This window comes from Methanolobus zinderi (assembly GCF_013388255.1).
GTDB classification, from domain to species: Archaea; Halobacteriota; Methanosarcinia; order Methanosarcinales; family Methanosarcinaceae; genus Methanolobus; species Methanolobus zinderi.
In genome coordinates, this window is record NZ_CP058215.1 from 2,078,577 (window position 1) to 2,105,556 (window position 26,980).

Annotated in this window: 27 protein-coding genes and 3 tRNA genes; 10 read left to right on the top strand and 20 right to left on the bottom strand. The window is 42.5% G+C overall.

Annotated elements, in window-relative coordinates; all coding sequences use genetic code 11:
• Window positions 1–139 precede the first annotated feature (139 nt).
• A complete protein-coding gene (locus tag HWN40_RS10240) occupies window positions 140–925 on the top strand; it encodes a helix-turn-helix transcriptional regulator (RefSeq protein WP_176965639.1) in 786 nt (261 codons plus the stop codon).
• Between the two features lie 18 nt (window positions 926–943).
• On the opposite strand, the gene HWN40_RS10245 is transcribed toward HWN40_RS10240, so the two are convergent.
• A tRNA-Leu gene (locus HWN40_RS10245) sits at window positions 944–1,031 on the bottom strand.
• Window positions 1,032–1,369: 338 nt separating this feature from the next.
• Here HWN40_RS10245 and HWN40_RS10250 point away from each other — a divergent pair.
• Window positions 1,370–2,755, top strand: a complete 1,386-nt coding sequence (locus HWN40_RS10250; protein WP_176965640.1) for an RNA-guided endonuclease InsQ/TnpB family protein — start codon at window positions 1,370–1,372, stop codon at window positions 2,753–2,755.
• 135 nt (window positions 2,756–2,890) lie between these two features.
• Here HWN40_RS10250 and HWN40_RS13575 read toward each other — a convergent pair whose 3' ends face one another.
• The 3 genes from HWN40_RS13575 to HWN40_RS10265 form a co-directional block, all read right to left on the bottom strand.
• Entirely contained in the window at window positions 2,891–3,070 is a 180-nt protein-coding gene (locus HWN40_RS13575) for a hypothetical protein (protein ID WP_176965641.1), read from the bottom strand.
• A 117-nt stretch (window positions 3,071–3,187) separates the two neighbouring features.
• Window positions 3,188–4,510 (bottom strand): APC family permease, encoded by a 1,323-nt coding sequence (locus HWN40_RS10260; protein ID WP_281361327.1) that lies wholly within the window; start codon window positions 4,508–4,510, stop codon window positions 3,188–3,190.
• 37 nt (window positions 4,511–4,547) lie between these two features.
• Window positions 4,548–5,840, bottom strand: a complete 1,293-nt coding sequence (locus tag HWN40_RS10265) for an APC family permease (protein ID WP_176965643.1) — start codon at window positions 5,838–5,840, stop codon at window positions 4,548–4,550.
• A gap of 242 nt (window positions 5,841–6,082) precedes the next feature.
• Here HWN40_RS10265 and HWN40_RS10270 point away from each other — a divergent pair, with 242 nt between their 5' ends.
• Complete coding sequence (locus HWN40_RS10270; RefSeq protein WP_246275900.1) at window positions 6,083–6,664, top strand: DUF3267 domain-containing protein; 582 nt, start codon at window positions 6,083–6,085, stop codon at window positions 6,662–6,664.
• Between the two features lie 14 nt (window positions 6,665–6,678).
• On the opposite strand, the gene HWN40_RS10275 is transcribed toward HWN40_RS10270, so the two are convergent.
• Together HWN40_RS10275 and HWN40_RS10280 are read right to left on the bottom strand one after the other, a co-directional pair.
• Window positions 6,679–8,055 carry a cryptochrome/photolyase family protein gene (locus HWN40_RS10275; protein ID WP_176965644.1) on the bottom strand — a complete coding sequence of 459 codons (1,377 nt, stop codon included), beginning with the start codon at window positions 8,053–8,055 and terminating at the stop codon, window positions 6,679–6,681.
• Complete coding sequence (locus HWN40_RS10280; RefSeq protein ID WP_176965645.1) at window positions 8,055–8,639, bottom strand: SOUL family heme-binding protein; 585 nt, start codon at window positions 8,637–8,639, stop codon at window positions 8,055–8,057. The genes HWN40_RS10275 and HWN40_RS10280 overlap by 1 nt, the downstream gene beginning before the upstream one ends.
• Before the next feature lie 133 nt (window positions 8,640–8,772).
• Between HWN40_RS10280 and HWN40_RS10285 the strand changes: the two genes are divergently transcribed.
• On the top strand, window positions 8,773–9,432 hold the full coding sequence (locus HWN40_RS10285) for an HAD family hydrolase (RefSeq protein ID WP_176965646.1): 660 nt from the start codon (window positions 8,773–8,775) through the stop codon (window positions 9,430–9,432).
• Here HWN40_RS10285 and HWN40_RS10290 read toward each other — a convergent pair.
• Window positions 9,429–10,577, bottom strand: a complete 1,149-nt coding sequence (locus HWN40_RS10290; RefSeq protein ID WP_176965647.1) for a UDP-N-acetylglucosamine--N-acetylmuramyl-(pentapeptide) pyrophosphoryl-undecaprenol N-acetylglucosamine transferase — start codon at window positions 10,575–10,577, stop codon at window positions 9,429–9,431. The two genes, HWN40_RS10285 and HWN40_RS10290, sit on opposite strands and share 4 nt — an antisense overlap.
• A gap of 204 nt (window positions 10,578–10,781) precedes the next feature.
• On the opposite strand from HWN40_RS10290, the gene HWN40_RS10295 reads away from it, so the two are divergent.
• Entirely contained in the window at window positions 10,782–11,807 is a 1,026-nt protein-coding gene (locus tag HWN40_RS10295; protein ID WP_176965648.1) for a PHP domain-containing protein, read from the top strand.
• Between the two features lie 3 nt (window positions 11,808–11,810).
• Here the strand turns inward: HWN40_RS10295 and HWN40_RS10300 are convergent, their stop codons facing one another.
• A complete protein-coding gene (locus HWN40_RS10300) occupies window positions 11,811–12,845 on the bottom strand; it encodes a lysylphosphatidylglycerol synthase transmembrane domain-containing protein (RefSeq protein WP_176965649.1) in 1,035 nt (344 codons plus the stop codon).
• Between the two features lie 211 nt (window positions 12,846–13,056).
• On the opposite strand from HWN40_RS10300, the gene HWN40_RS10305 reads away from it, so the two are divergent.
• Entirely contained in the window at window positions 13,057–14,268 is a 1,212-nt protein-coding gene (locus tag HWN40_RS10305) for a UDP-N-acetylglucosamine--N-acetylmuramyl-(pentapeptide) pyrophosphoryl-undecaprenol N-acetylglucosamine transferase (RefSeq protein WP_176965650.1), read from the top strand.
• 647 nt (window positions 14,269–14,915) lie between these two features.
• Here the strand turns inward: HWN40_RS10305 and HWN40_RS10310 are convergent.
• From HWN40_RS10310 to HWN40_RS10330, 5 genes are all read right to left on the bottom strand, one after another.
• Window positions 14,916–15,512 carry a DedA family protein gene (locus HWN40_RS10310; RefSeq protein ID WP_176965651.1) on the bottom strand — a complete coding sequence of 199 codons (597 nt, stop codon included), beginning with the start codon at window positions 15,510–15,512 and terminating at the stop codon, window positions 14,916–14,918.
• Between the two features lie 138 nt (window positions 15,513–15,650).
• Complete coding sequence (locus HWN40_RS10315; protein ID WP_176965652.1) at window positions 15,651–16,400, bottom strand: SIMPL domain-containing protein; 750 nt, start codon at window positions 16,398–16,400, stop codon at window positions 15,651–15,653.
• 234 nt (window positions 16,401–16,634) lie between these two features.
• On the bottom strand, window positions 16,635–16,901 hold the full coding sequence (locus HWN40_RS10320; RefSeq protein WP_176965653.1) for a type II toxin-antitoxin system RelE family toxin: 267 nt from the start codon (window positions 16,899–16,901) through the stop codon (window positions 16,635–16,637).
• 11 nt (window positions 16,902–16,912) lie between these two features.
• Window positions 16,913–17,104 carry a DUF7557 family protein gene (locus HWN40_RS10325; RefSeq protein ID WP_176965654.1) on the bottom strand — a complete coding sequence of 64 codons (192 nt, stop codon included), beginning with the start codon at window positions 17,102–17,104 and terminating at the stop codon, window positions 16,913–16,915.
• A 329-nt stretch (window positions 17,105–17,433) separates the two neighbouring features.
• A tRNA-Gly gene (locus tag HWN40_RS10330) sits at window positions 17,434–17,505 on the bottom strand.
• Window positions 17,506–17,626: 121 nt separating this feature from the next.
• On the opposite strand from HWN40_RS10330, the gene HWN40_RS10335 reads away from it, so the two are divergent.
• Entirely contained in the window at window positions 17,627–18,631 is a 1,005-nt protein-coding gene (locus HWN40_RS10335) for an ATP-binding cassette domain-containing protein (RefSeq protein ID WP_176965655.1), read from the top strand.
• A gap of 8 nt (window positions 18,632–18,639) precedes the next feature.
• Here HWN40_RS10335 and uvrB read toward each other — a convergent pair whose 3' ends face one another.
• The 4 genes from uvrB to HWN40_RS10355 all read right to left on the bottom strand — a co-directional run bounded on the left by uvrB (window position 18,640) and on the right by HWN40_RS10355 (window position 22,072).
• A complete protein-coding gene (gene uvrB / locus HWN40_RS10340) occupies window positions 18,640–20,622 on the bottom strand; it encodes an excinuclease ABC subunit UvrB (RefSeq protein ID WP_281361328.1) in 1,983 nt (660 codons plus the stop codon).
• A gap of 117 nt (window positions 20,623–20,739) precedes the next feature.
• Window positions 20,740–21,045, bottom strand: a complete 306-nt coding sequence (locus HWN40_RS10345; RefSeq protein ID WP_343044083.1) for a TIGR00304 family membrane protein — start codon at window positions 21,043–21,045, stop codon at window positions 20,740–20,742.
• Window positions 20,991–21,227, bottom strand: a complete 237-nt coding sequence (locus tag HWN40_RS10350) for a TIGR00304 family membrane protein (protein ID WP_176965656.1) — start codon at window positions 21,225–21,227, stop codon at window positions 20,991–20,993. Before HWN40_RS10350 ends, HWN40_RS10345 begins: the two co-directional genes overlap by 55 nt.
• Window positions 21,228–21,253: 26 nt before the next feature.
• On the bottom strand, window positions 21,254–22,072 hold the full coding sequence (locus HWN40_RS10355) for a hypothetical protein (RefSeq protein ID WP_176965657.1): 819 nt from the start codon (window positions 22,070–22,072) through the stop codon (window positions 21,254–21,256).
• Between the two features lie 537 nt (window positions 22,073–22,609).
• Between HWN40_RS10355 and HWN40_RS10360 the strand changes: the two genes are divergently transcribed.
• From HWN40_RS10360 to HWN40_RS10370, 3 genes are all read left to right on the top strand, one after another.
• Window positions 22,610–23,848: a proteasome-activating nucleotidase gene (locus tag HWN40_RS10360; protein WP_176965658.1), complete on the top strand. Its 1,239-nt coding sequence runs from the start codon at window positions 22,610–22,612 to the stop codon at window positions 23,846–23,848.
• 80 nt (window positions 23,849–23,928) lie between these two features.
• Window positions 23,929–24,006 (top strand) — tRNA-Glu (locus HWN40_RS10365).
• 445 nt (window positions 24,007–24,451) lie between these two features.
• On the top strand, window positions 24,452–24,748 hold the full coding sequence (locus HWN40_RS10370) for a hypothetical protein (protein ID WP_176965659.1): 297 nt from the start codon (window positions 24,452–24,454) through the stop codon (window positions 24,746–24,748).
• Window positions 24,749–25,003: 255 nt separating this feature from the next.
• Here the strand turns inward: HWN40_RS10370 and HWN40_RS10375 are convergent, their stop codons facing one another.
• From HWN40_RS10375 to HWN40_RS10385, 3 genes are all read right to left on the bottom strand, one after another.
• Window positions 25,004–25,285 (bottom strand): hypothetical protein, encoded by a 282-nt coding sequence (locus tag HWN40_RS10375; protein ID WP_176965660.1) that lies wholly within the window; start codon window positions 25,283–25,285, stop codon window positions 25,004–25,006.
• A gap of 189 nt (window positions 25,286–25,474) precedes the next feature.
• A complete protein-coding gene (locus HWN40_RS10380; RefSeq protein ID WP_176965661.1) occupies window positions 25,475–26,158 on the bottom strand; it encodes a hypothetical protein in 684 nt (227 codons plus the stop codon).
• 2 nt (window positions 26,159–26,160) lie between these two features.
• On the bottom strand, window positions 26,161–26,901 hold the full coding sequence (locus tag HWN40_RS10385) for a hypothetical protein (protein ID WP_176965662.1): 741 nt from the start codon (window positions 26,899–26,901) through the stop codon (window positions 26,161–26,163).
• Window positions 26,902–26,980: the final 79 nt, after the last annotated feature.

Sequence of the window (26,980 nt, forward strand, 5' to 3'; positions counted from 1 at the left end):
TCCAATAATATATTAAAATATTAACTATAGTAATTAATTTCCGCAAGTTATATTTACTAAAGTTACTTCTTGTAAATACCGATCTTTTTATCGGGACCACTGATACAAAAAGGAAATCTTTTCGCAGGAGTTGTACAACATGAAGAAACCGTTGCTTGATGTAGTGTTTGCATCCGACAAAAGAAAAAATATACTCCTGTTACTCCAGGATGGTCCCAGAGAAATGGAAGAGCTTCTGAAATCAATTGATACAAGCAGACAGGCATTACTCCCGCAAATAAAGATACTTGAAGACCATTATCTTATAAGTCGGTCGGATGACTCCTATGATCTGACCTCAGTGGGAAAGTTAGTGTTTGATGAAATTTTCCGTTTACTGAGTACCATTGAGGTCTTTGATGGCAATACCGACTACTGGGGAAGTCACAACCTCGATTTTATACCCCCACATCTGCTTAAAAGAATAAAGGAGATGGGGAAATGCGAGCAGGTAAAGCTCTCACTTACGGAGTCATATCAATTGAACCAGGATGTGGTCGAAACCACCTTCATCTCAGAAAACTTCTTTGTCATTACTTCCTTTTTTCACCCCGATTATCCAAGGGTTTTCCATGAAATGACCAGTGAAAAGGTTACCGTAAATATAATCGTTCATAAAGATGTCTTTGAAAAGATACAAAAAGACCACAGGGAACATTTCCAGAAACTCATAGACGGCGGATATTTCAAACTCTATGTTTACCCGGAAAAAATGGGTTTCCAGGTTATTGCACACAACGACTATCTTCTGCTACTGCGCCTGCTAACAAAAGAGGAAGAAGTCGATATCAAGCACATGCTATGCTCCAATCCCGAAGCTCTTGAATGGGCAACGGAGCTCTTTGATCATTATCGCAAAGATGCTGCTCCGGTAAGCAAGCTCTAGATATAAAAATTTGAAAACTGGTGCGGGAGGTGCGATTCGAACGCACGAACTCCTACGAGACAGGGTCCTAAGCCCTGCGCCTTTGGCCAGGCTGGGCAACCCCCGCACAGACGGATGATAAACACTGCTAACTGGGATTGTTCACATATTAAGATTGCGCATCTGCATAACAATATCGATAAAAAGAGTGTGCACTTTCAGACTAGGAAATGCCCGAAGATATACACGACGAACATTGCGAGTATGAAGAATTTTACGATTAACGGGGTGTAGGGGTAGAGAAAGCCCAGGTTCTTCAGACCTGGGATGAATCGTACCCCACTGGTTTTTGATTAACTCATCGTAACAACGTTCAACTACTCCATCTATCGAAAAAAGCAAACACTCAAAGTAACATTAAAATAATAAGAAATCAATATATTGTTGTTGTTTTTAGGTGAATGTATGGTCCGAAAAGAAGATCAGAACTGTAGAAATCTCAGGTTTTCTATTCATCCAACTCCTGAACAAGAAGCAAAGTTGGAAGAAACAATGGAAACCTGCAGAAGACTATGGAACGATTTGCTTTCAAGCAGAGTTGAACTGTTTGATGTATATGGACTATATCCGGATTCAAGACTACTCGAAAAACAACTCAAATTTTATGAATATACTAATAATATACATTCTCAAGTAAGATTAAATGTGTTTGAAAGAGTACAACAGGCATATTTCAAGTTTCTAGATGATATCAAGAACGGTAGACTTAAAGGAAGTAAACCAAAACGAGGCACTTTTGTTAAGAGAGAAGACGTTCCTGTGGGAAAGCTGTCGTATTCGATCCCATCTAAAAATAGCTCAAAATTCATTCAATATGATGGTATCCTGCCCAGAGGACATCCAAAATTCAAGGGAAAGGAAGGCTACCATAGTTTCACCTATAAACAATATGGAAATGGATGGAAACTAACTGGAAACAAACTGTTTTTGTCAAAGATAACCAGTAAAAATGATCTGATCAAGATCGATATCAATAATGATATTATTCAGGGCAGACCAAAGACCTGTACCATAAAAAAAGAAGGAAATAAATGGTTTGCTTTTGTAACAGTAGAAATTCCTGATAATCCTGGACCAATTATACCAGTAACCATGATAGGTATCGATCTTGGTCTTGAATCATTAATAGCAACATCAGATGGTGAGTTCATCGAACCACCTGAGTTGTTCAGAGAAGCAGAGAAAAGGTTAGCTATCGAACAAAGAAAACTTGCAAGAATGGAATATGGTTCCCAGAACTACCGAAAGCAAAAGAAAAAAGTGAACAGGATTCACAGAAAAATCGCAAAGGCAAGAAACCATTTCTCACATTGTTTAAGCAAGATGCTTGTTGGGAAGTACGACCTGATAGTATTCGAAAACCTGAAAATTAAAAACCTTGTCAAAAACTCAAGACTAGCCAAGTCTATCCATGATGCAGGATGGTCAAGGATTGTCCAGCATACTGAGTACAAGGCTGCTGAGAAAGGAAAGACAGTTGAAAAGGTTGATCCCAAGAATACTTCTCAGATATGTTCGGTATGTGGAAAGAAGAAGAAGACAAAACTAAAATTAGCAGATAGGGTGTTTGAGTGTGAGCATTGTAAATCTTCTTTAAACAGAGATATCAACGCTGCGGTCAACATCCTCAGGAAATCTAAAGCATACAAGGATACCGTGAGGCTCGCGGGAATTAACGGCTGTGAAGTTGGAACCACTACAACCAGTTCTGTAACTGGGTTGCAAGTTCCGACGATGAATCAGCAATTGCTCAACCTTGTACAAGGTAGAGACTTCTTAAGGGTTCAATAGAACCCAACGACTTTAGTCGTTGGAGTAGTCAGTAAATTGTTCATGGTATCACAGTAAAATATAATCATATCCTATAAAAGCATTACCAGAATCAGCAGACCCTCATGATTAAAAATTAATAACGCTGCGGGACTGTCATCGATGGAATATCAGACCTCTGTGGTCCAGTACCCTGTAGAAACGGACCTTCAGAAAATCGGTGATCACAAAGGCTACAAGGGCATAGATCCATATGAATCCGGCTAATTTCCAGCCGATAGGATTTATGTAGAAGCCATACACCGCAACCAGTGTTGCAAGGAACTTTGTTACCACAGCAGACCAGAAGAGGATTCCTGCAGGCTTGATAGACCAGAAAGGACCCCTGGTGCGTGCCAGAAAGATCGTCAGGTGGCCTGCTATGGCCAGCTTTAAGAAGATGAAGGACTATAATTATCTGTTATTCTTATGTATCTTTTTTATTCCCCGGCCTGTAATATTTCTGTAAACAGCTTCCACCGCAAAGGATGAGACAACCATCACGATCAATATCCATATGGAATTGAAGGATACGGAAACAGTATGCCATATCAACGCAATGAGAGCTACGATACAGACAAACACTCCCGTAGCAGACAGAACCCTTGAACTGTTAGTCTTTCTGGAAAGTACCAGGTTTGCAGCATTAACACCGGCAAATATCAGTAAAAAGCCGGCGCTTCCCATTATGGAGATACTTGAAAGATCGAATATATTCGCTATGATTAAAGTGAAAATACTGGTTATAAGCAGTCCTTCAACCGGGCGGTTCCATATCTTTTTCTCAAGTGATGGAGGCAATTCACCATCCTTGGCAATGATATAGCTTACCCGGGAAGCTCCGTAGAGTGTTGCATTGATCGCAGAGGCAGTCGACAGAAGTGCCGCCACCGCAATTAAACTGAAACCGATATTTCCCATGAAGGGTTTCGCTGCAACCGCCAGTGCGTAATCCTTTGCCTGCACGATAGTATCAACTGACACATTGCCCACGGTCACTATTGCTATCAGAACATACAGGATAATAACAAAAACAACTGCAGTATAATATGCACGTGGAAGTGTCTTCCCCGGATCTTCCACGTCCTTTGCCGTGTTTGCTATAAGCTCGAATCCTTCGTATGCAAGGAAAATGATCATACCCCCTGCCAGAAGCTGCAGAGGACCGGATCCTGCAAGCGAGAATAATTGTTGCGAACCGACACCCCTTATACCGAAGGCTATGAATGTTATCAGTATGGCAAGTTTGAAACCGACTATCCATTCTTCAGCCTTGCCTACAACCCTGGAGCCGATTATATTCAGGGAAGTAAGAAGAATCACTACACCACTTATGAGTACATGTTTCATAAGGGTCTGGGCCGAGGCCGGGAAGAAAACAGATCCGTAACTTCCAAATGCATAGGCATACAGGGATAACATAACAACGTAACTCAGCCACAGCAGGACATTCATTCCACCGGTCAGTATACCCTCACCGAATGCCTGGTTCAGAAATTCCACGGTTCCACCTTCTGAAGGGAACTTTACTGACAGCTTTGCGTAGGAATAAGAGGTCACCAGTGCCACCATTCCCGCCATAAAAAATGCAATCGGAGTAGCTTTACCGCTGAGCTGGACTGCAATACCAAGGACTGCGAATATTCCTCCCCCGACCATTCCACCGATACCTATTGAAACCGAAGATAGGTACCCAATTCTTCCCCCGGAACGGGATTGACCACTGGCAGATGTCACAAATCATCACTCCACTGATATTATGCTAAAGAGACAGCTATACCCTCCTTTTCTTCAGGGGTCTTCCCGAGTAGCTTCTATATACCCACTCTGTAACAAAACAAAGAATAATTATGGCTGCGAGTAAGATTAAAGTCATTGCCGATTTTCCCAGCTGGTAATATACAAGGACCACAAGGAAAACAACACTGCTCAAAAGAGAGGCCCATATAAGAAACGGCCTTGCGCCAGTTTCCCGATACAGGCGCAGATGTGCGATATTAACGGCCACATAAATTATAAGCAAAGCAGCACTGGCAATCATCCCCAGACCCTCCACTTGAAGGAAATTAGTGCATAGTATAACCAGAACTGCTGTAATGAAAAGACCTTCGGTACTTCTCTTCCAGATAGTTCTTTCAAATACCACAGGAAGTTCACCTTTTTTGGCTATAAGATAGCTCACATTAGCTCCGCTGTATAAAGACGCATTGATGGCTGAGGAAGTCGAGAACAATGCAGCAATTGCCATTATCTTGAATCCTGCCGACCCCAGGAAAGGTTTTGCAGCTGCAGCGAGCGCATAATCCTTAGCTGTAGAGATCTGTGAAATAGAGAGATTTCCAACCACGGTCAGGCTTACAAGCACATAGATACAGATCACTATCAGTACGCTCAGATAAAGGGCCTTTGGAAGTGTTTTTTTGGGATCTTCCATGTCTTCAGCAGCATTTGTTATCAGACTGAAACCCTGGTATGCAAGAAAGACTATCCCTGCTCCGTAGAAAATATGAGAGGTGGCGGGAAAAGAACCCACAGACAGATTTGACGGGCTGACAAAGATAAGCCCCGCCGTGGCGAAGATCAGCAACACTCCTACCTTAATGGAAACAATGAATAACTCGGATTTTCCTACGGCTTTGGAACCCAGAAAATTGACAGCTGTAAAGAGGACTATTATCAATGTAGCTAATATATTGATCCATATCTGGGATGAGCCAGCAGGCAGAAAAGTTACTGCATAGGATGAAAAACCTTTGGCATAAAGTGCCAGTCCGAACACATAGGCAGTCCACAGAAGAATGTTCAATCCTCCGGTTAATACCGTGTCACCAAAACCCTTTATAAGAAACTCCACCGGTCCTCCTGCAGACGGATAAGTAACACCAAGTTTTGCAAAGGAATAAGTACTCAGGAGAGCAACAGAGCCTGCAATCAAAAAGGAAATGTACACAGCATTACCGGCAATCTGTGTCGCAACGCCGAAGATCGAAAATATTCCGGCACCAACCATTGCTCCTACACCAATGGAAGTTGCTGACCACAGACCCATGGATTTTGATGATGACATTTACCGAACCCAACATGGCATTCTTATTGATAACTGATAAGTGTTACCACTCCCTTTAAAAAGAGACACAGATAATTTAGTCAAAAAGGAAAAGATAAACATATTCTATCTTGAAAGTTGATAGCTTTTCAAAGAATAAGCCATCTTATACTGTCCTGTAAATAGTATGATACAATATTGCAAAAGATTGTGCTGCAAAAAATGAAGGTAATAAAATAAGATTAAGCAGGAAAATACCCCTGGTGAACTCTCAGAGACATGATTCTCTGAAAGAGAATAACTGGGTTCAGCTTAAGGAACCCGGAGATATTTTTAGCGCTATAGTTGCTTCACTACCCCTGATGATCCTGAATTTAATGTTAACTATCGCGATTTTCGCTGTTGTACAGCAGCCCGTTACACTGGCAGATTTTGGCATAGTTCAGGATGGCTTCCAGATAAACATTGACCTGCGGATTATTGTAGGATTTCTGATACTTCTGATATTCCACGAACTGCTGCACCTGATTTTAGTTCCTGACTTTGTCTCATCTAAAAAAACATACGCCGGCATTACTCCCCTGGGAGGTTTTGTTTACTCAGAAGAAGAGATTCAAAGATCAAGGTATCTTATGATCACTATAGCACCCTTTTTAATCATATCAGTAATAATTCCGCTTGTTCTTGGAGTTCTGGGTATATTGTCACAACCATTAAAAATACTCATCCTGCTTAACTCCATGGCATCCTCAGTGGACTTACTGACATTCATATTAATATTAACACAGGTACCCACTGGTTCATACCTTACCAGCAACGGTACGAGAACCTACTGGAAAAAATGATAATTTTAAATTAATCAGACTGAGCGGAATACTACAAGGGACCTTGCCCTCTCAACACTGTGATCCACCATGGGCCTACGATATGCCGCATCCTCAGGCAGTTCAGCCTTCTCAAGTGCGTGAATGGCCTTAGGCTTGAATTCTGAAAGTTCCTGAACCCATTTTTTGATATATTTACATTCGGGATCGTATTTTCTCTGTTGCAGCCATGGATTGAATATCCGGAAAAAGGGCTGTGAGTCCGCCCCAGTGGAAGCTGCCCATTGCCAGTTACCGTTATTCACACACGGATCGTAATCCACAAGCTTGCTGGCAAAGTATCTCTCACCCCAGCGCCAGTCAAGATGCAGGTCCTTTACCAGAAACGATGCGGTGATCATCCTTACCCGATTGTGCATATAGCCCGTTTCATTGAGCTCCCTCATGCCCGCATCCACGATCGGAAAGCCGGTGTTGCCCGAGCACCATGCTCCAAAACCAGGCTGGTCGTAGTCCCAGGATATCTTCTCGAACTTCTCCCTGAAAGCAGATTTGAACACATGCGGATAGTGATATGCTATGTGAGTGAAAAAGTCACGCCAGTAAAGTTCCCTGACCAGAGTGTGACCTGCTCCCAGTTCTTCCTTCAGGGAATGGTAAAACTCCCTTATGGAAATCGTTCCCAGTTTGTTGTGTGCGGAAAGTCCTGTGGTTCCGCTGATCGAGGGATAATCCCTCAGTTCATCGTAATTCTCGAATTGCGAAACATCTTCCAGGATCTTCAGGGCGTTTTCCCTTCCACCGGTGGCAAATAGTTGCTCATTGTATGAAGGTAATAATTTACGTGGGTCATCAGGTTGATCGAGATTAATATCGTTGGTAAAGAAGTCCGAATCCTGGATCGTTGAAGGAACAGGGACCTTTCTTTCAGAAGCAGTTCGATAGAACTGAGAAAAAACAGAATAAGGTTTACCCTTTTGCGTTAGAACAGTACCGGGCTCAGTGAGAAGAGCATCATGATACTCCAGCAGCATAATATTGGAATTTTCGCATTTTTGCTTGATCGATTCATCCCTCTTCCTGCTAAAAGGCGTATAATCCCGGTTAAGAAAAACAGCATCTATGCCGATCTTATCGTCAAGTACGCCGATAATATCCTCAGGAAGTCCTGAAAAAAGATATAATCGCCCGCTTTTTGATTCAAAATCCTGACTGAGGTCTTCCAGAGATTCGACCAGAAACTGAAATGCATTTGCATTAAAATACTCCCTTTCGGGGTCGGCAAGCCTTGGATCAAATATAAAGCATGGTAAAACTTCATCCGAGGATTCCATAGCTTCCCTCAGGCCGGTGTTGTCCTCAATACGCAGGTCCCTCCTGAAAATAAAAAGTGACCTTCTGAACTTCGGCATTACTCCACCTCCACTGCAATGTCATTTCGCATCATCGTGGGAGGTATCCAGGGAGGATTGTATCTCATCAGAAAGTATTCTCCTTTTGTAACAATACCATTGCTTTTGAGTACCTTCTCAAGCTGCATCCTGTGTTTCTCGTAACTTGAATCACTTACATAACCCGAAAAGGCAATGGTTGCAAGTTTCCGGGTGGTGAGTTCTGTAATTTTGACGTTATTTTCCCCGGGTTCCGGAGCGTTACTTAAATCATATTCATGCGGAAGAATGAAGGACATATTCACTCCGCCTGTCTCCCTGTGTGAGATCACAGGTGCGGTCATCTCAATTTTTGTATTAGCCCTGTTATTTCCGGATATGTACCGCGCAAGTGTCGAAAAAGCGGAATTCGTATCATCCGCAGTTGTAGAGATCAGTATAAGGTTTTCGTACTGCCTTATCTCAACACCTTCATCCAGTTCATCCAATAGAGAATATTTTATTTTTTCCGCGCTCATCGACATCATCACCCCCATGATAAACCATATTACGACCAGAACGATCGCAACACTCAATATAGCGAAAATAACTCCCTCTTTCTCCATAAAGATAGATTACTCCTGAAACTTAAAGGTTTTTAGACAAAAATATACTATTTAAAAAAATGCTATAATATATAGTCCTGGTATTAATTATATTTTAATAAGTTTTATATATAGGACTTTCATTTCAATAAGCATGATCGAAGCTCTGATCTTTGACTGCGATGGCGTGCTGGTAGATTCCATGCATCTGCATGCAAAAGCCTGGAAAATAGCCTTTGAAGAGGCAGGGATAGGAATTAACGAGAAGGATATCTACTGGATGGAGGGTGCAAATGACAGAGGTATTATCGAAATGGTACTAAAGAATGCAGGAATTACCTCCGACAATGATATATTCAGATCGGTTCCGGTACGCAAACATGAATTATTTAATGTCGATGAAGTCAGATCCTTCGATGGTATTAGCGAATACCTGAGGGAACTCAAAGATAAGCTTAAACTTGCAGTGGTGTCGGGTTCTGACAAAAATGCCCTTGAAACGATGACAGGAAAATTCTTTCCGGATATTTTCGACGTAATGGTCAGTGGCAATGATGTCAGCCACGGAAAACCACAGCCAGATCCTTATAATAAAGCTGTTGATGAGCTGGGAGTCTGCAGGGAAAACTGTATTGTTGTAGAAAATGCACCACTCGGAGTTCAAGCTGCAAAGGCTGCAGGCCTTTTCTGTATTGGTCTGCCGACCTACGTGGACAAAAACGACCTTAAACATGCCGATGTTGTGTTAAGGGACCATGCAGAACTCATTGAATATCTCAGGAAGATACAGGCTACAGAAAAAATAATATGCTAAGCTCGGTCTTTAGCATTTTTACTAGATATATCTTCCAGTAATTTTCTGACAGATGCAGGTCCGTAGAAAGATTCGGCCTGCTCCCTCAGTCTGATGGTATTTTCCCGGAACTTTCCTTCAAAGACCACTTCTCTGATCATTGAGAGTAGCTCCTCACCGGAAACGGAATAATCAAGTCTTCTTCCATAACCCCTCTCCTCTACCGTTGTGGCATTGTTCTCCTGTTCGTTGTGACCCCGGTCCGGGAAAGAGAAAAGCGGCAGTCCAAAGCTCAGTGTTTCCATGAGTGTACCGTGTCCTCCTGCGGATATCACAAGATAGCTTGCCTTATAAAAGGGAAATGGGTCTGCTATAAAACTGTAGATTCTGGAATTTTCCGGGACATTCTCCAGTACATTGATATCAAGACTCGGACCCGCTATTAGCGTATAGTTTATTTTGGAGTCCATCCGTGCAGCATCCAGGATCTTATCGAATATTTCTCTCCTGTAGCCAAAACCTCCGATGGTGCACAGAACATGTGGTTTTTTCAGATCAGGCGTTTCCACCTCACTGGATCTTTTCCTGACCAGAGGACCACTGAAGTTTAGCTTATGTTGCACATCTTCCGGGAATGCGAGGTTGCGGGAGCACACGGTATAAGGCTCGGGAAAATCAGGGATTATGATGCCATCGATCCTGTGGTAGATAAAATGATAGAAACTTCTGACAAGTCCCCCCAGCAATCCCACCATGGGACTTTTATCGCGGAAGAATTCCTCCATGTTGGACTGGTTAACGATCATATAGGTACTTATTTTCCTGAATCCGGCAGCAAGTACACCAAGATAGTAACCGTCGGATACGACTACATCGGGATCCGTGTCTTTTACAAGCCTCAGCACCGAGAGAATATTTTCCGGAGATATACTCCTGGCAGTGTGCTTAATGGAAGCTTCCAGATTCAGGGAACCCTCCCTTCCCACAAGTTTTAGCTCCTGCGGAATCTCACGAACAGTATATCCAGATTTTTCCATCAGTTCCTTTGAGTAGCCGTAGGCTCCGAAATGCACAGTGTGACCTGCAGACAGGAGTTCCCTTCCCAGGGCAATACTCCTGCCGGTATGGCCAAGACCTTCACCACAGGTAAAAAGAAGAACATTCATTGAAATTACCGCCAGTTGTTTTTGATAATCATGCATTCGTACCCGCAGATTAACACATACAAATACTAGATAATATATTTCTCTTTATTATTTATATATCTCAGTGTTAGCTATATTTTATATAGAAAAAGTATTTATTCGGTACTTTTTTTATATATCCATATAAAGTTCATCTTACTAAAAACAACCAGGTACGTGATAAGTTTGTTCCGGAGATCAGATATCGATGAGCAGAAGATCATTTCTTCTGACGGTGCGGCCGAATATTTAGAGAATGGATGGAGCAGGGCAGATCTGCACGTACACAGCTGTTGCTCCTATGACGTACCACCTTCTAGATCCATGCATCCTGAGAATCTGCTTACAAAAGCGAAGAAAAGGGATCTCGATTTTGTAACATTCACAGACCATGATACTGTCAAAGCATATGACCTGCTGGGATGGAAAAGAGATGACCTTACAACCGGTGTTGAGCTATCCATTAAAGATACCAATAATGTTGGCCACACCGTTCATATCAATGTTTTCGGATTTGACAGGCAACAATACAGGGAGTTTAACAGTCTGGCGGAAAAGGAAGGTAATATCTACAGTGTTATCGAATATTTCAGGGATAACGGGCTTCCTTACATGTACAACCATCCTTTCTGGTTCCAGATGGGCGACAAGCCTAACATCGACGCAATTTTCGAACTTGCCAGACATTTCCCGGTGATAGAATACAACATGCAGGACCTCAGGCAAAAGAATCTCTTTTCAATGGACCTGGCCCGCCGGTATGGAAAAGGAATGGCAGTCACAACAGACAGCCATACAGGCAGTATCGGAAAAGTCTATACCATCGCGCAGGGAGATGATTTCCATGATTATTTCACAAACATATGCAAAGGCCGCTACTTGATGGTAGTGGATGAGCCGATATGGAAGCACCTGACCAGGGAAACCAGTGCATGGATAGAACTTGTATTCAGTATGGAAAAACAGATACGTGAAGAGATGGGCTTTACCACAGGGGTTGGAAGAATAGACAGGCTGGTGAACCTTTTCGACAAATACGGCCTCAGCAACCATCACACGTTCAACAATACCACGATGAACATCATGCAACTGGTATCCAGATCCGGGCTGCCGGTATTTCTCTATATGCTGTCCAAGCAGCCGCAGGTCTCAAGGATAGGCAAAATGTTCAATGCACTGCCACAGACCACTCCAGATGGGAATCTGTTTTAATATTCAGTCCGGCTTTTTATTCAGTATCTCTCCCATGAGATCGCTGTCATGAAGTATCTTGAAACTTACAAGACCACCTATGAGCAGATTTATGTAGAAAGTAAAGGCCCTCCAGATGATCACGAGTACGCCGAGCATATAGGCAGGTACGAACGTGGAGAACAGGGTTGTGGCACCGAATTCCGCAATACCGCTTGAACCGGGAGTTGCGGGAACTATGAGCAGAATGAACAATAATACCTGAGTTGCAAAAGCATACAGGAAAAAGGGCTCCGAGCCCAGACCCAGCAAAAGTGCGGGAATGAGGGAGAATTCCAGTACCCAGAATATGATCGTAAAAAGCATTCCAAAGAATAGACCCCTGCGCCCTTCATTTATGAAATCATGACTGCACTGGCTGAAGTGTCCGATCTCCTTTTCGATCCTGTGAGGCAGATTCCTTATGAAAGCTCTTTTTCCGGTAAATCTGGAGAAGGCACCTGCCGAAATATGAATGAAGTTTGCCAGCTTACCCGGTCTTTTTACCGAATAGCCCAGCAGGAAAATTACAGCAAACATGATCCCCACACCTGCAAGCAGCAGAATATCAAGTCTGGGATCGTTTATCCTGCCACGCAGGAAATATACCGCTATAGGAGAGGCGATCAGTATCACAATTGCATCCAGCAGGCGTTCGGTCACCACCACAGCAGTGGCTTTTCCCACAGGCATGTACCTTTTGCTGAGAAGGTGAACCCTCAACGGCTCCCCGCCTGCCGAGGAAGGGGTTATGGATGCAAGAAAGACACTTGAGGTAACTATCTCTATGGCATCAAGGAACTTTACATTATATCCTATGGCCTTTGACATGGAGGTGGTGCGCAGTCCCCATACGACGAAAGATAGTAAATGAAGCAGCAGAGCACCAAAGATAAATTCCATTCGCATGCCAAGAATCAGATCCAGAGTCTGCCGGTCCCAGACAAATACAAAGATAAGGAAAACCGAAATAAAGCTTATTCCCAGGGTTATCGTCAATAGTTTTGTGAACTGATTCATCCGTAACCTTCACAATTTTATTTGTAGGGTAAATTGAAGCATGTTATAGACTATCGGTTTTTATAATAATTTGATGGTATTGAAAATACCGCTGATTTGAGTACCCGGCTTAATACCGGATGAATACAGACGTTTCAAACAATTTAATAATAAAGAAAGATCATTATCGTTCCCGTGAAGTATCCTGCAATACGGAAAAAAGGTGTTATCAATGAAAGTTATGATATTTGTCTGCGGAGAGGGACTCGGACACACGAGCAGGTGTATTTCCCTGGCAAGAGAGATGGAATCCACCGGACATGAGGTTCATTTCGGAGCCTACGGATATTCGGCAGAGCTGATAAAGCGCAAAGGATATGCGGTCCACAATATACCCTCGGAGGTCACACTTGTAGGAAAAGCAGGCAAGCTGAACCTCAAGAGGTCCATACTCGCCACTTTTAAAAGAGGACAATTCCTCAGCATAATCAGGATCTCAAGGCTTCTCAAAAGAATACGCCCCGACGTTGTGATTTCGGACAGCTATTACATCGGTGTCATGGGCTCAAAAGCCAGAAGCATTCCCACCTATCTTATCATCAACCAGTCAAGCATGGAGCAGTTCTTCATGCAAAAGGGCATATCAAGCAGAATAGTAGGAGAATTTGTGAAAAAGTTCTACAGCGGTGTATTCAGGATGATAGACGGGATCATCATCCCCGATTTTCCAATGCCACATACCATCTGCCGGAAAAATCTAGATTTTAAAGAAGAAATACTGGAAAAGGTGTTCTACAGCGGACCACTCATAGGCAAAAAGTTTGAAGAGGTAAAGGAGCTGGAACTCAAAAAACCCCATATCCTTTCCACACTTGGTGGTTTTGGCTATCGTGAGCCTATTTTCAGAAAAGTTATCCAGGCTGCCGAGATGGATGAGGAGATCAATTACACACTGCTTTCAGGACCGAATGTGAATCCGAATATATTCGAATCACTGCCCTCCAATGTGAAAGTACTTGAATTCATTGACGACCAGTTTCCCTATCTGAGATCATCAGACATTGTCATCGCTCCGGGAGGGCACAGCACCATGATGGAGGCTTTCAGTTTCGGAGTACCCATGATATCCTTCCCGGATATGAACCACACCGAGCAGCAGAACAACTCATCCGCCCTTGATGAGGACGGACTTGGCAGGAAACTCGGATACTCAACACCACCTGAAGAGATACTGGAAGGCATCAAGGAAGTTCTGGGAAATAAAAAGTACAAAGACAAAGCCATGCGAATGAAGAAGCTGGCTGAGGAACTTGACGGACCCGCAGCAATATGCAGGATGCTTGAATCGGAGTTCAGCAGTAAACCCAGAGATAAGAGCAAGAAACGCAAACTTATTGCGTTCAGCAATCTAAAGAAGAAAATAGCAGTCAAAAAAAGGCATTAAACGTTCTTATTTTTACTGTTTATTATGATTTTATCACTATATGCAGGATGCAAAGCCGGTTACAGGACTTTCATGAAAATAATATTGCTCTGAAAAATTATTGATATACGAGAATGTTTTATAAGAAAAACTCCTTTTTGGACAAAAGAAAAGGTAGGATGAGGCACCTGATAAACCACCACGCTTTAAGGTGCCTCTTTCCTTGTTGATCCGAGATGTCCCCACATCTCTTAAACCCCCACTCCTCAACCCACTTCCGGTTGAGAAAGAAGGAAAGCTGCCTGATTACCCATTAAAAGCATCTCTTTCCTTCGTGTCTGAGATATTCCCCAATATCTCCCTTTAACTCCACTCCACAGAGTTTGCAAGCTTCCCAATGCCTGCAACCACTAATTAGTTGTTTTCACATATAACCAGAACGGATTATAATCTGATCAATGTTACTATCTTTTTTTGACGAAGAATGTTTCAATACCATTAAAATTTCAGCTGTGCTCGAAATAATAATTGAATAATGAATATATTTTGCTTTTTTATTGCATACCAGAAAATAATGGTACACCAATTGTCCTATGTAGTACACATGAAGAGCGGGCAATAGTCGAGAGCTTCAAAAACAATTCCGGGATTCTGAAAACAAAGCACAGCTACCTGTTGTGGAAAAGTCTCCTAGAATAGACACTTATGGTAATCCCGACCAGGCCCACTACAGCAAAGAATATAAGGTGACTGAGAATACCGACATCGGATATCATCTCCTGAAGACTATTGTGAAAATGGTAACCGACTAATATCAAAGTAGGGAAATAGACAGCCAGGGCCAGCAGGTCATAAAACGCAAATTTTTGCCAGGGAACATTTGTAGATCCTGCAACGATTGGACCAAAAATACGAAGACCAACGATCAAGCGCAGTGAAAAAATGGTTTTACCACCGTGGTCCTGCATTAAAGTTTCATAGCGGGCAATCTTTTTTTTATCATTAATGCGGTCGAAATGTGAGAGCAATCTATTGCCACGCCTGCTGAGAAAGTATAATAACAGATCACCAAAAATACCGGCGATCAGGCTGACAGCAATAACGAGCCAGATCTCTCCATAACCCAGACTGGCAATGTACCCTACGACCAGAAGAAGAACTTCTTCAGGTAGTGGTATGAAAGACCCCAGGAAGGCAAGGGTGATAAATATCCCGGCATAGGATAAATGCTCTAAATAGGGTACTATTAATTCCCAGTTGCTCACTTATGATTAATTAGTAATTTAATGTTTAAGGTTCTTTCTGGCAGGAAACGTTTAAAAAATAAGATGGGGTTGCAGTCATGTACCTCTCATCCTGCAACCCCTGAATTTTCTGTTTTAAATCTATTATGTCCCGGCCTGTTATCCGATGTAGTATGTAACCTGTACTGACATTGAGACTGTGGACTCTCCCGGCTCGATTGGTGTGGAAGCTGCCCCGTCTTCCATTGGTACTGCTTCTCTGTCAGCCGCATAGTAGACCGGAGAGTTACCACCCTCGTTTACGGATGCTGTCTGCACGCCTGTGATCTCAACACCCAGGCTGTCGGCAAGTTCACCGGCCTTTGATGAGGCATCGGCTATGGCTTCGTTCATGAGATCTTCACGAAGCTCTTCCTGCATGTCATCGGATGCTGAGAAGGAAATGCTTCCGATCTGATTGGCACCTGCAGCCGTTGACCTGTCGATTATCTCACTCAGGCTGTCAAGGTCTGTGGTTGTGACCTGCACGCTGTTGGATGCGGAGTAGCCTGTGATCCTCCTTTCCCCTTCATAGTTGTAGACCGGATAGACGGAAACAGATGATGTCCGTATCTCCCTGTCCTCCAGACCTATGGACTTGAGCTCTTCCATGACAGCGCTCATGATGGCTGCATTCTTGTCGGTTGCTTCCTTTGCTGTTTCGGATTCGATCACAACACCAATACTTAAACTGGCGGTGTCAGGTACGACCTTCTGTTCGGCATACCCGTTCATGGTGATAGTGTCTGCCGAATTCTGTTCTGAGCCACCCTGCGCGATGGCGTATATCGTCAGCGACATCACCACCAGTACAATTGATAGTGCAATTATGGCTAAATAGGTTTTATCGTTTTTATTTTCCTGTGACATTTTCACATTCTTCCTTTACGGTGATCTGTTTACCGCCAATTGTGTGGCAGTTACTGCAATTGATAGAATGTGCTGCACATATTAAAAAATTGTTTAAACTTCAAGTTGAGTTGTAGTTATGTGTGGTGATGGATGATGATGAAGCCACACAGGAAATAAACACCTTTGATAATATTCCGGAAGCATCACAATATAGTGTCCGCTGTTAGTTCCCAGCAGATAAAAATGATAGAATCACAGCCACTTATATCCATGTCCACGAGTAATTATTTCAAGTACGTAAATCATGTCATCCTCAATTGCAAAAATTGCCCGGTAATCACCTATGCGTAATCTATAAAGATCCTGTCGGCCTCTGGTTCCCTTCAGCTTTTTAATATCGTTAGCAAAGGGATCATACTCTAATTTCCGAAGCCCTTCTACGAGCCTGTTCTTTGTTTCAAGATCCAGAGCAGTCAGGAGTTTCCTTACATGGGGATGTATACTTACCTGATATTTCATGTTGCTCACTTTCAGATTTCATCCAGTGAGACAAATTGATCCTTCTCTTCCAGACGCCTGTACATACGGTCCATAAATTCGTCTTTATCGGCCATATCCATCAGACGCTCAAGAATATCGCTATAGGTTTCCCCCTTTTGACCATAGCTTTTCAGCCTGTCCCTCACCGCCTTGGTGGTTGGTATAGTTGTTGTCTGGCTCATGTTCTGATTCTCCTGAGTCTTGAAATATATAATGTATTAAGAGTAGTTATATGTAATTATTACTGATATTTATAGCTTATAACTACTTATAATTGGTAATAATATCCTTCTCATCATATTTTCCCTAAATAAAGAAACAGGAATTGTCAAATTAGTCTCAAAGGCAATTCACGCCAACATGTCAACGCCTTGTAAAAAAGGAATCCTGATCAAGAAACACGATAGCTTCAAAGTTCAGCTACAAGGTGTGTGTATATAACAAATATAATTAAAAATTCAAAAAACAGTTACTAATCAGTTAATAATTCACAGAATAAGAAAAGAATAGATGCGCCGACCGGGATTCGAACCCGGGTTTAAGGCTTGGAAGGCCTCAGTCATAGCCACTAGACCATCAGCGCAAGATTGTAACTCATACAAGCGTTTTTTCGGATATAACGTTTTCGCCCGGTGCCGGTAAGGCAAATAACTATATTTTGTATCGGACGTATCAAAGCTTACGAACAAGTACAGAGGGTAAATTTGGCCGACGCTGCAATCCACACGGAAAAGATAACAAAGAAATATGACGGGCTGACTGCTGTTGACAATGTAGATATCACTGTTGAGAAGGGAGAGTTATTCGGACTTCTCGGTCCCAACGGTGCGGGTAAGTCCACACTTATCGGCATGCTCTCCACCATGATACGACCCAGCTCGGGAAATGCCTCGGTCTGGGGTTATGACATCAGGTCTGATTCCACAAAGGTACGCAAGTCCATTGGCGTTGTTTTCCAGGATACCACCCTTGACCAGAAACTCACCGGAAGGGAGAATCTGGACCTTCACGGACGGCTGTACGGATTGCCAAAGAAACTGCGCCACCAGAGAATCAGTGAAGTGCTGGAACTGGTGGAGCTCTCGCAATGGGAAGACGAGATAGTACAGAAATACTCCGGCGGAATGATGCGCAGGCTTGAGATCGCCAGGGGACTGATGCACCATCCCAACGTCCTTTTCATGGACGAGCCCACGCTCGGACTCGATCCCCAGACAAGGAACCATATCTGGGACTACATAAAAGATCTCAACCGGGAAAAGAGCATCACCATCATACTCACGACCCATTACATGGAAGAGGCCGACAGGCTCTGCAAACGTCTGGCCATTATCGACCATGGAAAGATTATCGCCAGGGGAACTCCGCAGGAATTAAAATCTGCGCTCGGCGGGGATATACTCACACTCGAGCTTGCAACAACAGAAGGCGCCGGAAAGTTAACCGAACACTACAAAGCAAACCCATCGTCCGGCAGCGTATCCGCATCTGACAACATTGTTAAGATAACAACCGCGGACGGTGAGCGCACTATACCCGAAGTATTAAAGATCACATCACAGCTTGACCTGGATATCCGGTCAGTGAGCCTGCACAAGCCAACCCTTGACGATGTTTTCCTTCACCACACCGGAAAAGGCATCAGGGATGCAGAGTCCGGTGCCGGAACAATGAAAACACTCAGAAGGCGCAGCAGGGCAGGCAAATAAGATGAAGATCACACCGCATAGTTCTCTCGCAGTTCTTTTATCCGGTCCCTGAGCTCAGCAGCCCTCTCGAATTCCAGATTCTTGGCCGCAAGGTGCATTTCTGCCTCAAGGTCGATCACCATATCCGAAAGTTCCGTACTGGAAAGGTCCTCTGCTATCGCCATGACCTCTGAGACTTCCTCATACTCCTTTGGCTCTACAAGCTCCTTCTGCAATGCCTTCTGGATGGTCATGGGAGTAATGTTATGCTCACGGTTGAACTCCATCTGGAGTTCACGACGCCTGTTGGTCTCCTGTATGGCACGCTCCATTGAACCTGTCATATTGTCCGCGTAAAGAATCACACGACCCTCGGAATTCCTGGAAGCACGTCCGATGGTCTGGATCAATGAGCGTTCCGAACGCAGGAAACCCTCCTTATCAGCATCAAGTATCGCAACAAAGGCAACTTCAGGTATGTCCAGACCTTCCCTCAGCAGGTTGATTCCCACAAGTACATCGAACTCACCCTTTCGCAGATCCCTGACGATCTCCGCACGCTCAAGCGTGTCTATGTCAGAGTGCATATAGCGTACCCTGATGCCAAGTTCCACAAGATAGTCCGTCAGGTCCTCAGCCATCTTCTTTGTAAGGGTTGTCACAAGTGTGCGGAAACCTTCAGCAGTAACCTTCCTGACCTCACCTATCAGGTCATCTACCTGATTCTCAATGGGTCTCACGGTCACCTCCGGATCAACAAGACCTGTGGGACGGATGATCTGCTCCACGACAGCCTTACTCTTCTTCAGTTCGTGTTCCGCAGGTGTGGCCGACACATAGAGTACATTGTTCAGCTGCCTTTCAAACTCGTCGTAGCGCAGAGGACGGTTATCGTATGCTGAAGGCAGGCGGAAACCATAGGATATGAGCGAATCCTTCCTTGCATGGTCACCATTATGCATACCCCGTATCTGTGGTATTGTCACATGGGATTCATCTATAACAACAAGATAGTCTTCCGGGAAGAAGTTCAGCAGGGAAGATGGTGGTTCTCCCGGTTTGCGTCCGTCGAAATGTCGTGAATAATTCTCGATGCCACTGCAGTAACCGAGTTCTCTGATCATCTCTATATCGAATCGTGTACGCTGCTCAAGTCTCTGAGCCTCAAGGAGTTTGTTCTGCGATTTCAGATTATCCAGCTGGTCCCCAAGCTCGGCCTCTATCGACCTGAGCGCCCCTTCGATATACTCTTCCGGCATAACGAAATGCTTTGCAGGATATATCATGGTGCTCTCGCCAGGAGCAAGTTCATGAATGATTTTTCCGGAAACTGGTTCAAAATATGCAATCCTGTCAATTTCATCACCGAACAACTCTATCCTTACTCCCTGCAACTCCTGGGCTGGATAGACCTCGATGGTATCGCCCCTTGAACGAAACTTTCCCTGACTGAACTCTATATCGTTGCGTTCATACTGAATGTTGATGAGGTCCTCGAAGAGCTTTCTTTTTTCTATTTCCTCGCCCACAGTCAGGATAACCGACATCTTACGCCACTCCTCAGGCGAACCCAGGTTATAGATGCAGGATACACTGGATACAACAATCACATCTTTGCGCTCAAGCAGGGACCTCGTAGCAGAAAGACGCAGCCTGTCTATCTCTTCATTGATAGAGGAATCCTTTTCGATATAGGTATCCGTGGTGGGAAGGTAAGCCTCGGGCTGATAATAATCATAGTAACTTACAAAATACTCCACCGCATTATCCGGAAAGAAATCCCGGAACTCGGAGAAAAGCTGTGCTGCAAGGGTCTTGTTATGTGCGATCACAAGTGTTGGTTTCTGTATATTCTGGATCACATTTGCAACTGTGAAGGTCTTACCTGAACCTGTTACACCCAGCAATGTCTGATGTTTTTTATTATCCAGATATCCCTCTGAGAGCTGTGCTATGGCCTTTGGCTGATCACCTCTTGGCTCATAGTCGGATACAAGTTTGAACGGACGCATCAGTAGTGATATTGAACTGAAAGCCTATAAACATATTCACAGTGGCTACTCATGCGCATTACAGATTTGTGAATAACTAAAAACAACTTAACAGGATCACAGCTTAACCACAAAAACTCATCTGAATACAATAAAGTACATCACCATAAGGACTATCGCCAGTATCAGCAGAGTCTGCACACTGCTTTTATCAGAGCCAAACACTATCGGGATAGGACCTATCATAATAATCCCGCCTCCCTTCACATCAGCCTCCTGATTTTCCTGTTCACCACTGTTTTTGAACATCGATCCCAGGCTACCGGATATTAGTAAAAGAAAACCCAGCATAATCAATAACAAGCCAGCGTAAATGAGTAGTGATGACACTAAAACATCCTCCTTGTGAACAGGTAAATTAGTGCTATTATCACACCTGCCCACAACATGGTAGATGTGATCTCAGGTGACGAGCCAAAAGCTATAGGGATAGGCCCGATGAGCAGCACTCCTCCGAAGTTGCCTCCCGAATCCCCTGCTGACAGGATCGTACCTAAAAACACAAGCACAAATCCCAGAAAGATCAATAGAATGCCAGCCTGTATGGCTTTTTGAGAAGAGCTCATAGTATAAGAAAAAGGATTTGCGGGATTTATACCCTGTGATGGAACTGTGGCGGAACATTTACACCGGTTTCGGGATATGATGTTTCCACTTCGTCACCGACATACCTGTACTCACGCTGAGTCCTGTTTCCACGGCGCTCCAGCAGCTTCTTCCTGAACATCCTTGAAAGATACGTGGACACGGTACTCTGTTTTATTGGACCGTATATCCTTTCGTACTGCTGCTGGACATCCTGTGAAGAGAACCAGACTCTTGGATATTCGTACTTTAAGAAAAGTTCAAGCCTCTCATTAATAGTAAGTGAAGAATCATTGATCCTGTCCCTTAAAGAGGACGGACGTGCACGGACCTGATTCCTGTGCACATCCTGCTCCCTGGCAGCATTCATATCGGGCACGGCCGGTTGAGCTTGTTGCTTGTGGAGTGGTGGTGGTTGGGCAATAGAGGAGTTTTGCTGAACCGGCTGTCCGTTGTAATAATAAGGTGCCGCCATAGGAGGTAGATAATAATTATTTGGTTGGTAAACTGGTTGTTGTCCCTGCAACTGCTGGTAGAACTGTGGTGGTACCTGCTGTTGCATGGGCATCTGTCCCTGTGGCTGCTGAACTGGTGCCTGGTTTGGCACTGGCTGTTGAGCTGTTGGAACAGGACCAGTATTAGATGAGTGAATGGACGAAGGTTCGGAATCTATTTGGTTCTCGTCCTCTAGCGAGTCTATGAAAGCGAGTATACACCGTTTCCAGTGTTTCCCGCCAAATTCTACACTCGTGCTTTCTGCACCATCTTCTGCGATGATCTCAAGCCGAACCTTCATCCTTTTTGCCTCTTGTGCGCATCCATTCATCCCCTCAGATGTGTGGATTCACATACCATTTATCCCCTCAGATAATGGTTGCTCGTTTTATCTTGATCCGTTGATACGTGATCACATCCGGAACACAATGTTTCCGTGTGACCTGCAATTACTTGAATGAAAGTAATAATATATAAATATTCCGTTTGATATTAGTAGGCATTTGTTTTTAGATAGAATAAAGCCCTATTAGCCCTTATTTTATCATTTTAAAGTATTAAGACAGCTATACTACCCTTCCTACAAATTAGTAACTGCAATTCATGGTAGATATACCTTTCTTTTTTGCTCTGATAAAGGGATTGAACTCTCGCCATGGCATGTGAATACTGCATTAAAGTCACAATTGTCCGAATAAACGTGTTAAAACATATTATTTGTCAAAAAACACTCTAATACAGGAAAACAGGCTGTTTTTTGTGAAAGCGAAAAATACGTACGAACTGTGAAAAGATCCCAGAAAAAAGAAAGGCTGCCCTAAATATGCTTGCAGTTGATTTATATCTGATGATACCATAGTATGCCCCTATGTCAAACAGTAGTGCTGAGTCGCCGGTTGACACTGAAAACCCGAATATGGGGACAAATATAGAGTCAGAAGATTCTGAAAACAAGGATGTTGATTCACTTCTCAAGGAGATAGAAGTCCTGAAAGTGAATAATGAGAACATGCGGGCAAAGCTACTTGAATCAAGTATGCTGGCCAACAGCTATCTGGAAGAAGCAAACAAACTCAAAAAACAGATAGAACAACTTACAAGGCCACCACTTTTCATTGCCAGTGTGATGGAAGTGGAAGATGACATGGCAGTCATAAGACAGCATGGTAACAACCAGGAGGTTGTCACAAAGATACCTGCGAATTTCCAGGGAGAGATCCAGCCCGGAATGAGGGTCTGTGTGAATGCTGCATTCTCTATAATATCCATTATCAGCAGGGCAGCCGATGTGCGCGCTCAGGTAATGGAACTTATCAATTCACCCGGAATAGACTATGATATGATAGGAGGACTTGACGATGTCCTCACAGAAGTTATCGAATCCGTAGAGTTACCGCTTACAGAGCCGGAACTCTTCGAGAACATAGGTATTGAGCCACCGACAGGAGTACTGCTCCACGGTGCCCCAGGTACCGGAAAAACACTTATCGCAAAGGCTGTTGCGTCCCGCGCGCAGGCAACTTTTGTGCGTATGTCCGGTTCCGACCTGATCCAGAAGTTCGTGGGTGAAGGTGCGCGCCTTGTGAAGGACGTGTTCCAGATGGCAAGGGACAAGGCTCCCTCGATTCTGTTCATCGACGAGATCGATGCCGTGGGAGGTATGCGTACCCACGACGGTACCACAGGTTCCGCGGAAGTCAACAGGACAATGCTCCAGTTACTTGCGGAGATGGACGGTTTTGACGCAACAAGGGATGTTAAGATCATTGCCGCAACCAACAGGATAGACCTGCTTGATCCGGCATTGCTCCGCCCTGGACGTTTTGACCGTGTAATAGAGGTGCCGATACCCGATGAGAAGGGTCGCGCAGAGATCCTCAAGATACACACCCGCAAGATGAATCTTGACTCCGATGTCGACTTTGACAAACTCGCAAGGCTGACAGACGGCCTGAGCGGTGCCGACCTCAAGGTTGTCACAAAGGAAGCCGGAATGTTTGTCCTCAGAAGACGCGGCGACAAGATAACAATGAAAGACCTCATGGAAGCCTACGAGAAGGTTGTCACAGAGGAAGATACAAGTACACCACACGGTATGTTTGCATGAGCAAATATACCCATATTTTTTGAACGAAAGTTTAATATGCATTAAGTTACTTTCAAGATGCTGTTAAGCCAAAACCAATTGCTCCGATAGTGTAGCACGGCCAATCATGTAGGACTCTCACTCCTGCGACTGGGGTTCGAATCCCCATCGGAGCACCATTCTTCTAATTTTCTTTAATGGCGTTCATTAAAAACGTTATTTCAGGATATATATTGTTTTTCGATTTGGGTTTAAAGTTGAATTATTAATGCAACTTGCATATTTTTGATGACTGCATGTCAAAAGTAGACTTAAGGCAGCAGATTGTTTTTACTCATGTTTTAGAAGTCATGCCGATTTAAAAGAGTGCCATTAGAAAATTTCGAACCTATTTTTCAAAGAATCATTTTATAACATACATGCAAAGAGCAGGCATGGAGGAGATATACATTAAATGGCTTCGTGGGGATTCACTGAAAAAAAGACCTGGGCGAATCATTATTTGGAGATTGACCCCGAACTGGTGAGGAAAGAGTATTTGTCATGTGTTCCGGAATTAATAATCTATTAAACTACTAAGCAAAAACTAAATGTTTTTTACAAGTAAAAATACTTCTTTTGGTTATGTCACTACCACCAAGCATAGAAATGCCTACTGAAGCAGATATTATAAAGGCATGTAAAGAATTTGAAACATATGAAACAAGAGATGTCATGTATAAAGTTGCATTATTGCACATACAGAACTACTGGGAAAAACCAGTAGATATGGCAGATGCAATCGGAGTTTTGTTGTTATCATGGAATCAACAGTTTTATAGAATTCACAAAGGCTTAGACCTTAAGAGAGTAGAAGATTGCATAATCAAAAACATGGATTACCTTAGTGAACTAAAAGGAAGAACAATCAATTCCTTATGAAACGAAGATGATGAGAATATTAAAACAATATTTAATGAATTCAATGATGCACTTCAAGGTTTGGATGGTGTGAAAAGTGCGGTATCGACAGCAAAAAAACTCCATTTGTTAGCCCCTGATTTTTTTCCACTATGGGACGCCAGTATAGCAAGAAAGTACAAGGTATATAAAAGATTACAAATTGCCACCAATGGAAAAATCGATCCTAAAAATAATCGATGAGTACAATTGTTCCAAATATTCTAAAAAATGGATTTAACATACAATTGTTGCACTGATTTCTCTGAATCCCTTTACAGCACAAGGCCTTCCAGGTACAATATCATTAAAAGCATCATATGAAAAATCAATTCCATTTTCAATAAGCATTGGATACAATTTTCTAAGATGTAATTCATGCAATTTTTTGTTGCCAAAATCTATTTGTTTTTTTCCTCGTGCTTCTCCACGTTTGCATACCTCGACATCATAACCGAGTTTTTCTGCAGTTTCAAAAAAGCGATTTACAAAATCATTAACATTGATAATTTTGGTCATATGAAGTATTGTAAACACTCTTACTTATAAGAATTTTGTTTTCTTTGAAATAGGTACATCCCATACGTCGAACAATCCTTCGGTATAAGGAGCATAGGGGCCCGGGCTGAAGCCCGGGCCCTAGAAGTGTAACTCCGTATTTAGGATCTTGTAAAAAGTCAATAGAACATTATCAAAAATAAAGATTAACTAAAGTAAAATACAAGAAAAAGAACCATCTTCATATCCAAAATATTTTAAACAATCCATGTACGATTGATTTATCTTTTTTGCGAACTCTCTGTCTGCGGTATAAAAATCAACAGGTTCTAATTTTGGAAGGTTAGTCATTAGTTCACGATATATTTTCTCATCATTCGTATCTTTGAAATATACACTGGTTGTTTTTTCTTTTATGCCTGACAAGTGTTCATGATCAAGGCCTAATATAGAAATCTCTTCAGATATGTGCTGATCTAATCTTTTGAATAAAGATTGTGAATACCTTTCTCCAAGTTCTGCTAAAAAAGTAGGAAGAGCATCACGATTATTTTCTTGTAAAAAATCAACAACTTCATCATATACCAGGTCTAGAAAATTTGAGATTCCAGGATTTGAAGATTTTACTTTCTTGAAGGCTTGTACCAGCTTATCCTGATACTCAAATTTAGTCATTTTAGTGTTATTGAAAATTGGCAAGATTTCCTTTAAAAGTTTTACAATTGTTTGATTAATTTTGTTCTTGAAGTTATTTTCAGATTCTTTTAAAGCAGTTGAACACAAAAAAAGTTCATCATGTCTCCTATCTTTAAAAAGTATCAAACATTTTTTATGCAAGCGGTCTTTGGGATTAGCAAGACCAATAATTATATTGGAATCGATTGAAAAATTCATTTTTACAGTGCTAAAACTTCGAAAACTGCATCGTTATCTTTTACATTTTGGCTATCAATATAATTGCTTAAACTTAAGAATGAATGGAAAACCTGAAAATCATCAAATGTAACTTTGCCCCGATGAAAAGCTTCAACATAGATTAAAGAAAAAACCAATTTATTCAAAACTTGTGAATCACTCGTTTTGCTAACCGGAATTTTTAAAGCTTCTTTTGTAGTTTCTTGTATCAGATAAAATACTTGATTTAAAACCAACAACTGATCTATATCTTGATCAACATTCCACATTTCAGAGTTAATTACATCCCTTATGGAAACAATTCTTCCATTCAATTTTTGAAGAGACAGATTTAAAATCTGATGCATCTGTTTTGTATTCATATTAACTCTTTGATGGTGCAAATCTTTGAAAATATCTTTTATCTCATCTAATTCAGTTATCGTTTTCTCCAGATCTTTAACAAAGTTCTTATCGTTCGTCCTAGTTGCTACAAGATCTGTAAAAGCATCTAGTATTTTTTCACGCTGCTCATAATCAAGATTAGAAATCTTGTTTATTCCTTTTTGGAATAAGTATGATTGACGCATAGACCTTAAGTAGTCAATCCCACCAGTAACAGGTCTCAATACAAATGTAATTGATTCAAACATATCAGTAGAAAAACTATTTAAGATAGAGTTAACTGAACCAAATTCACCTGTATAACAACTTTCCATTATGTTGATATGTTCTATTTTCATAAATTTATAGCTTTCGCAGATTTAGTACTACAAAAACAAATCGCGAAATTAGAAGTTAGCATTAGATTTAGATCAATTC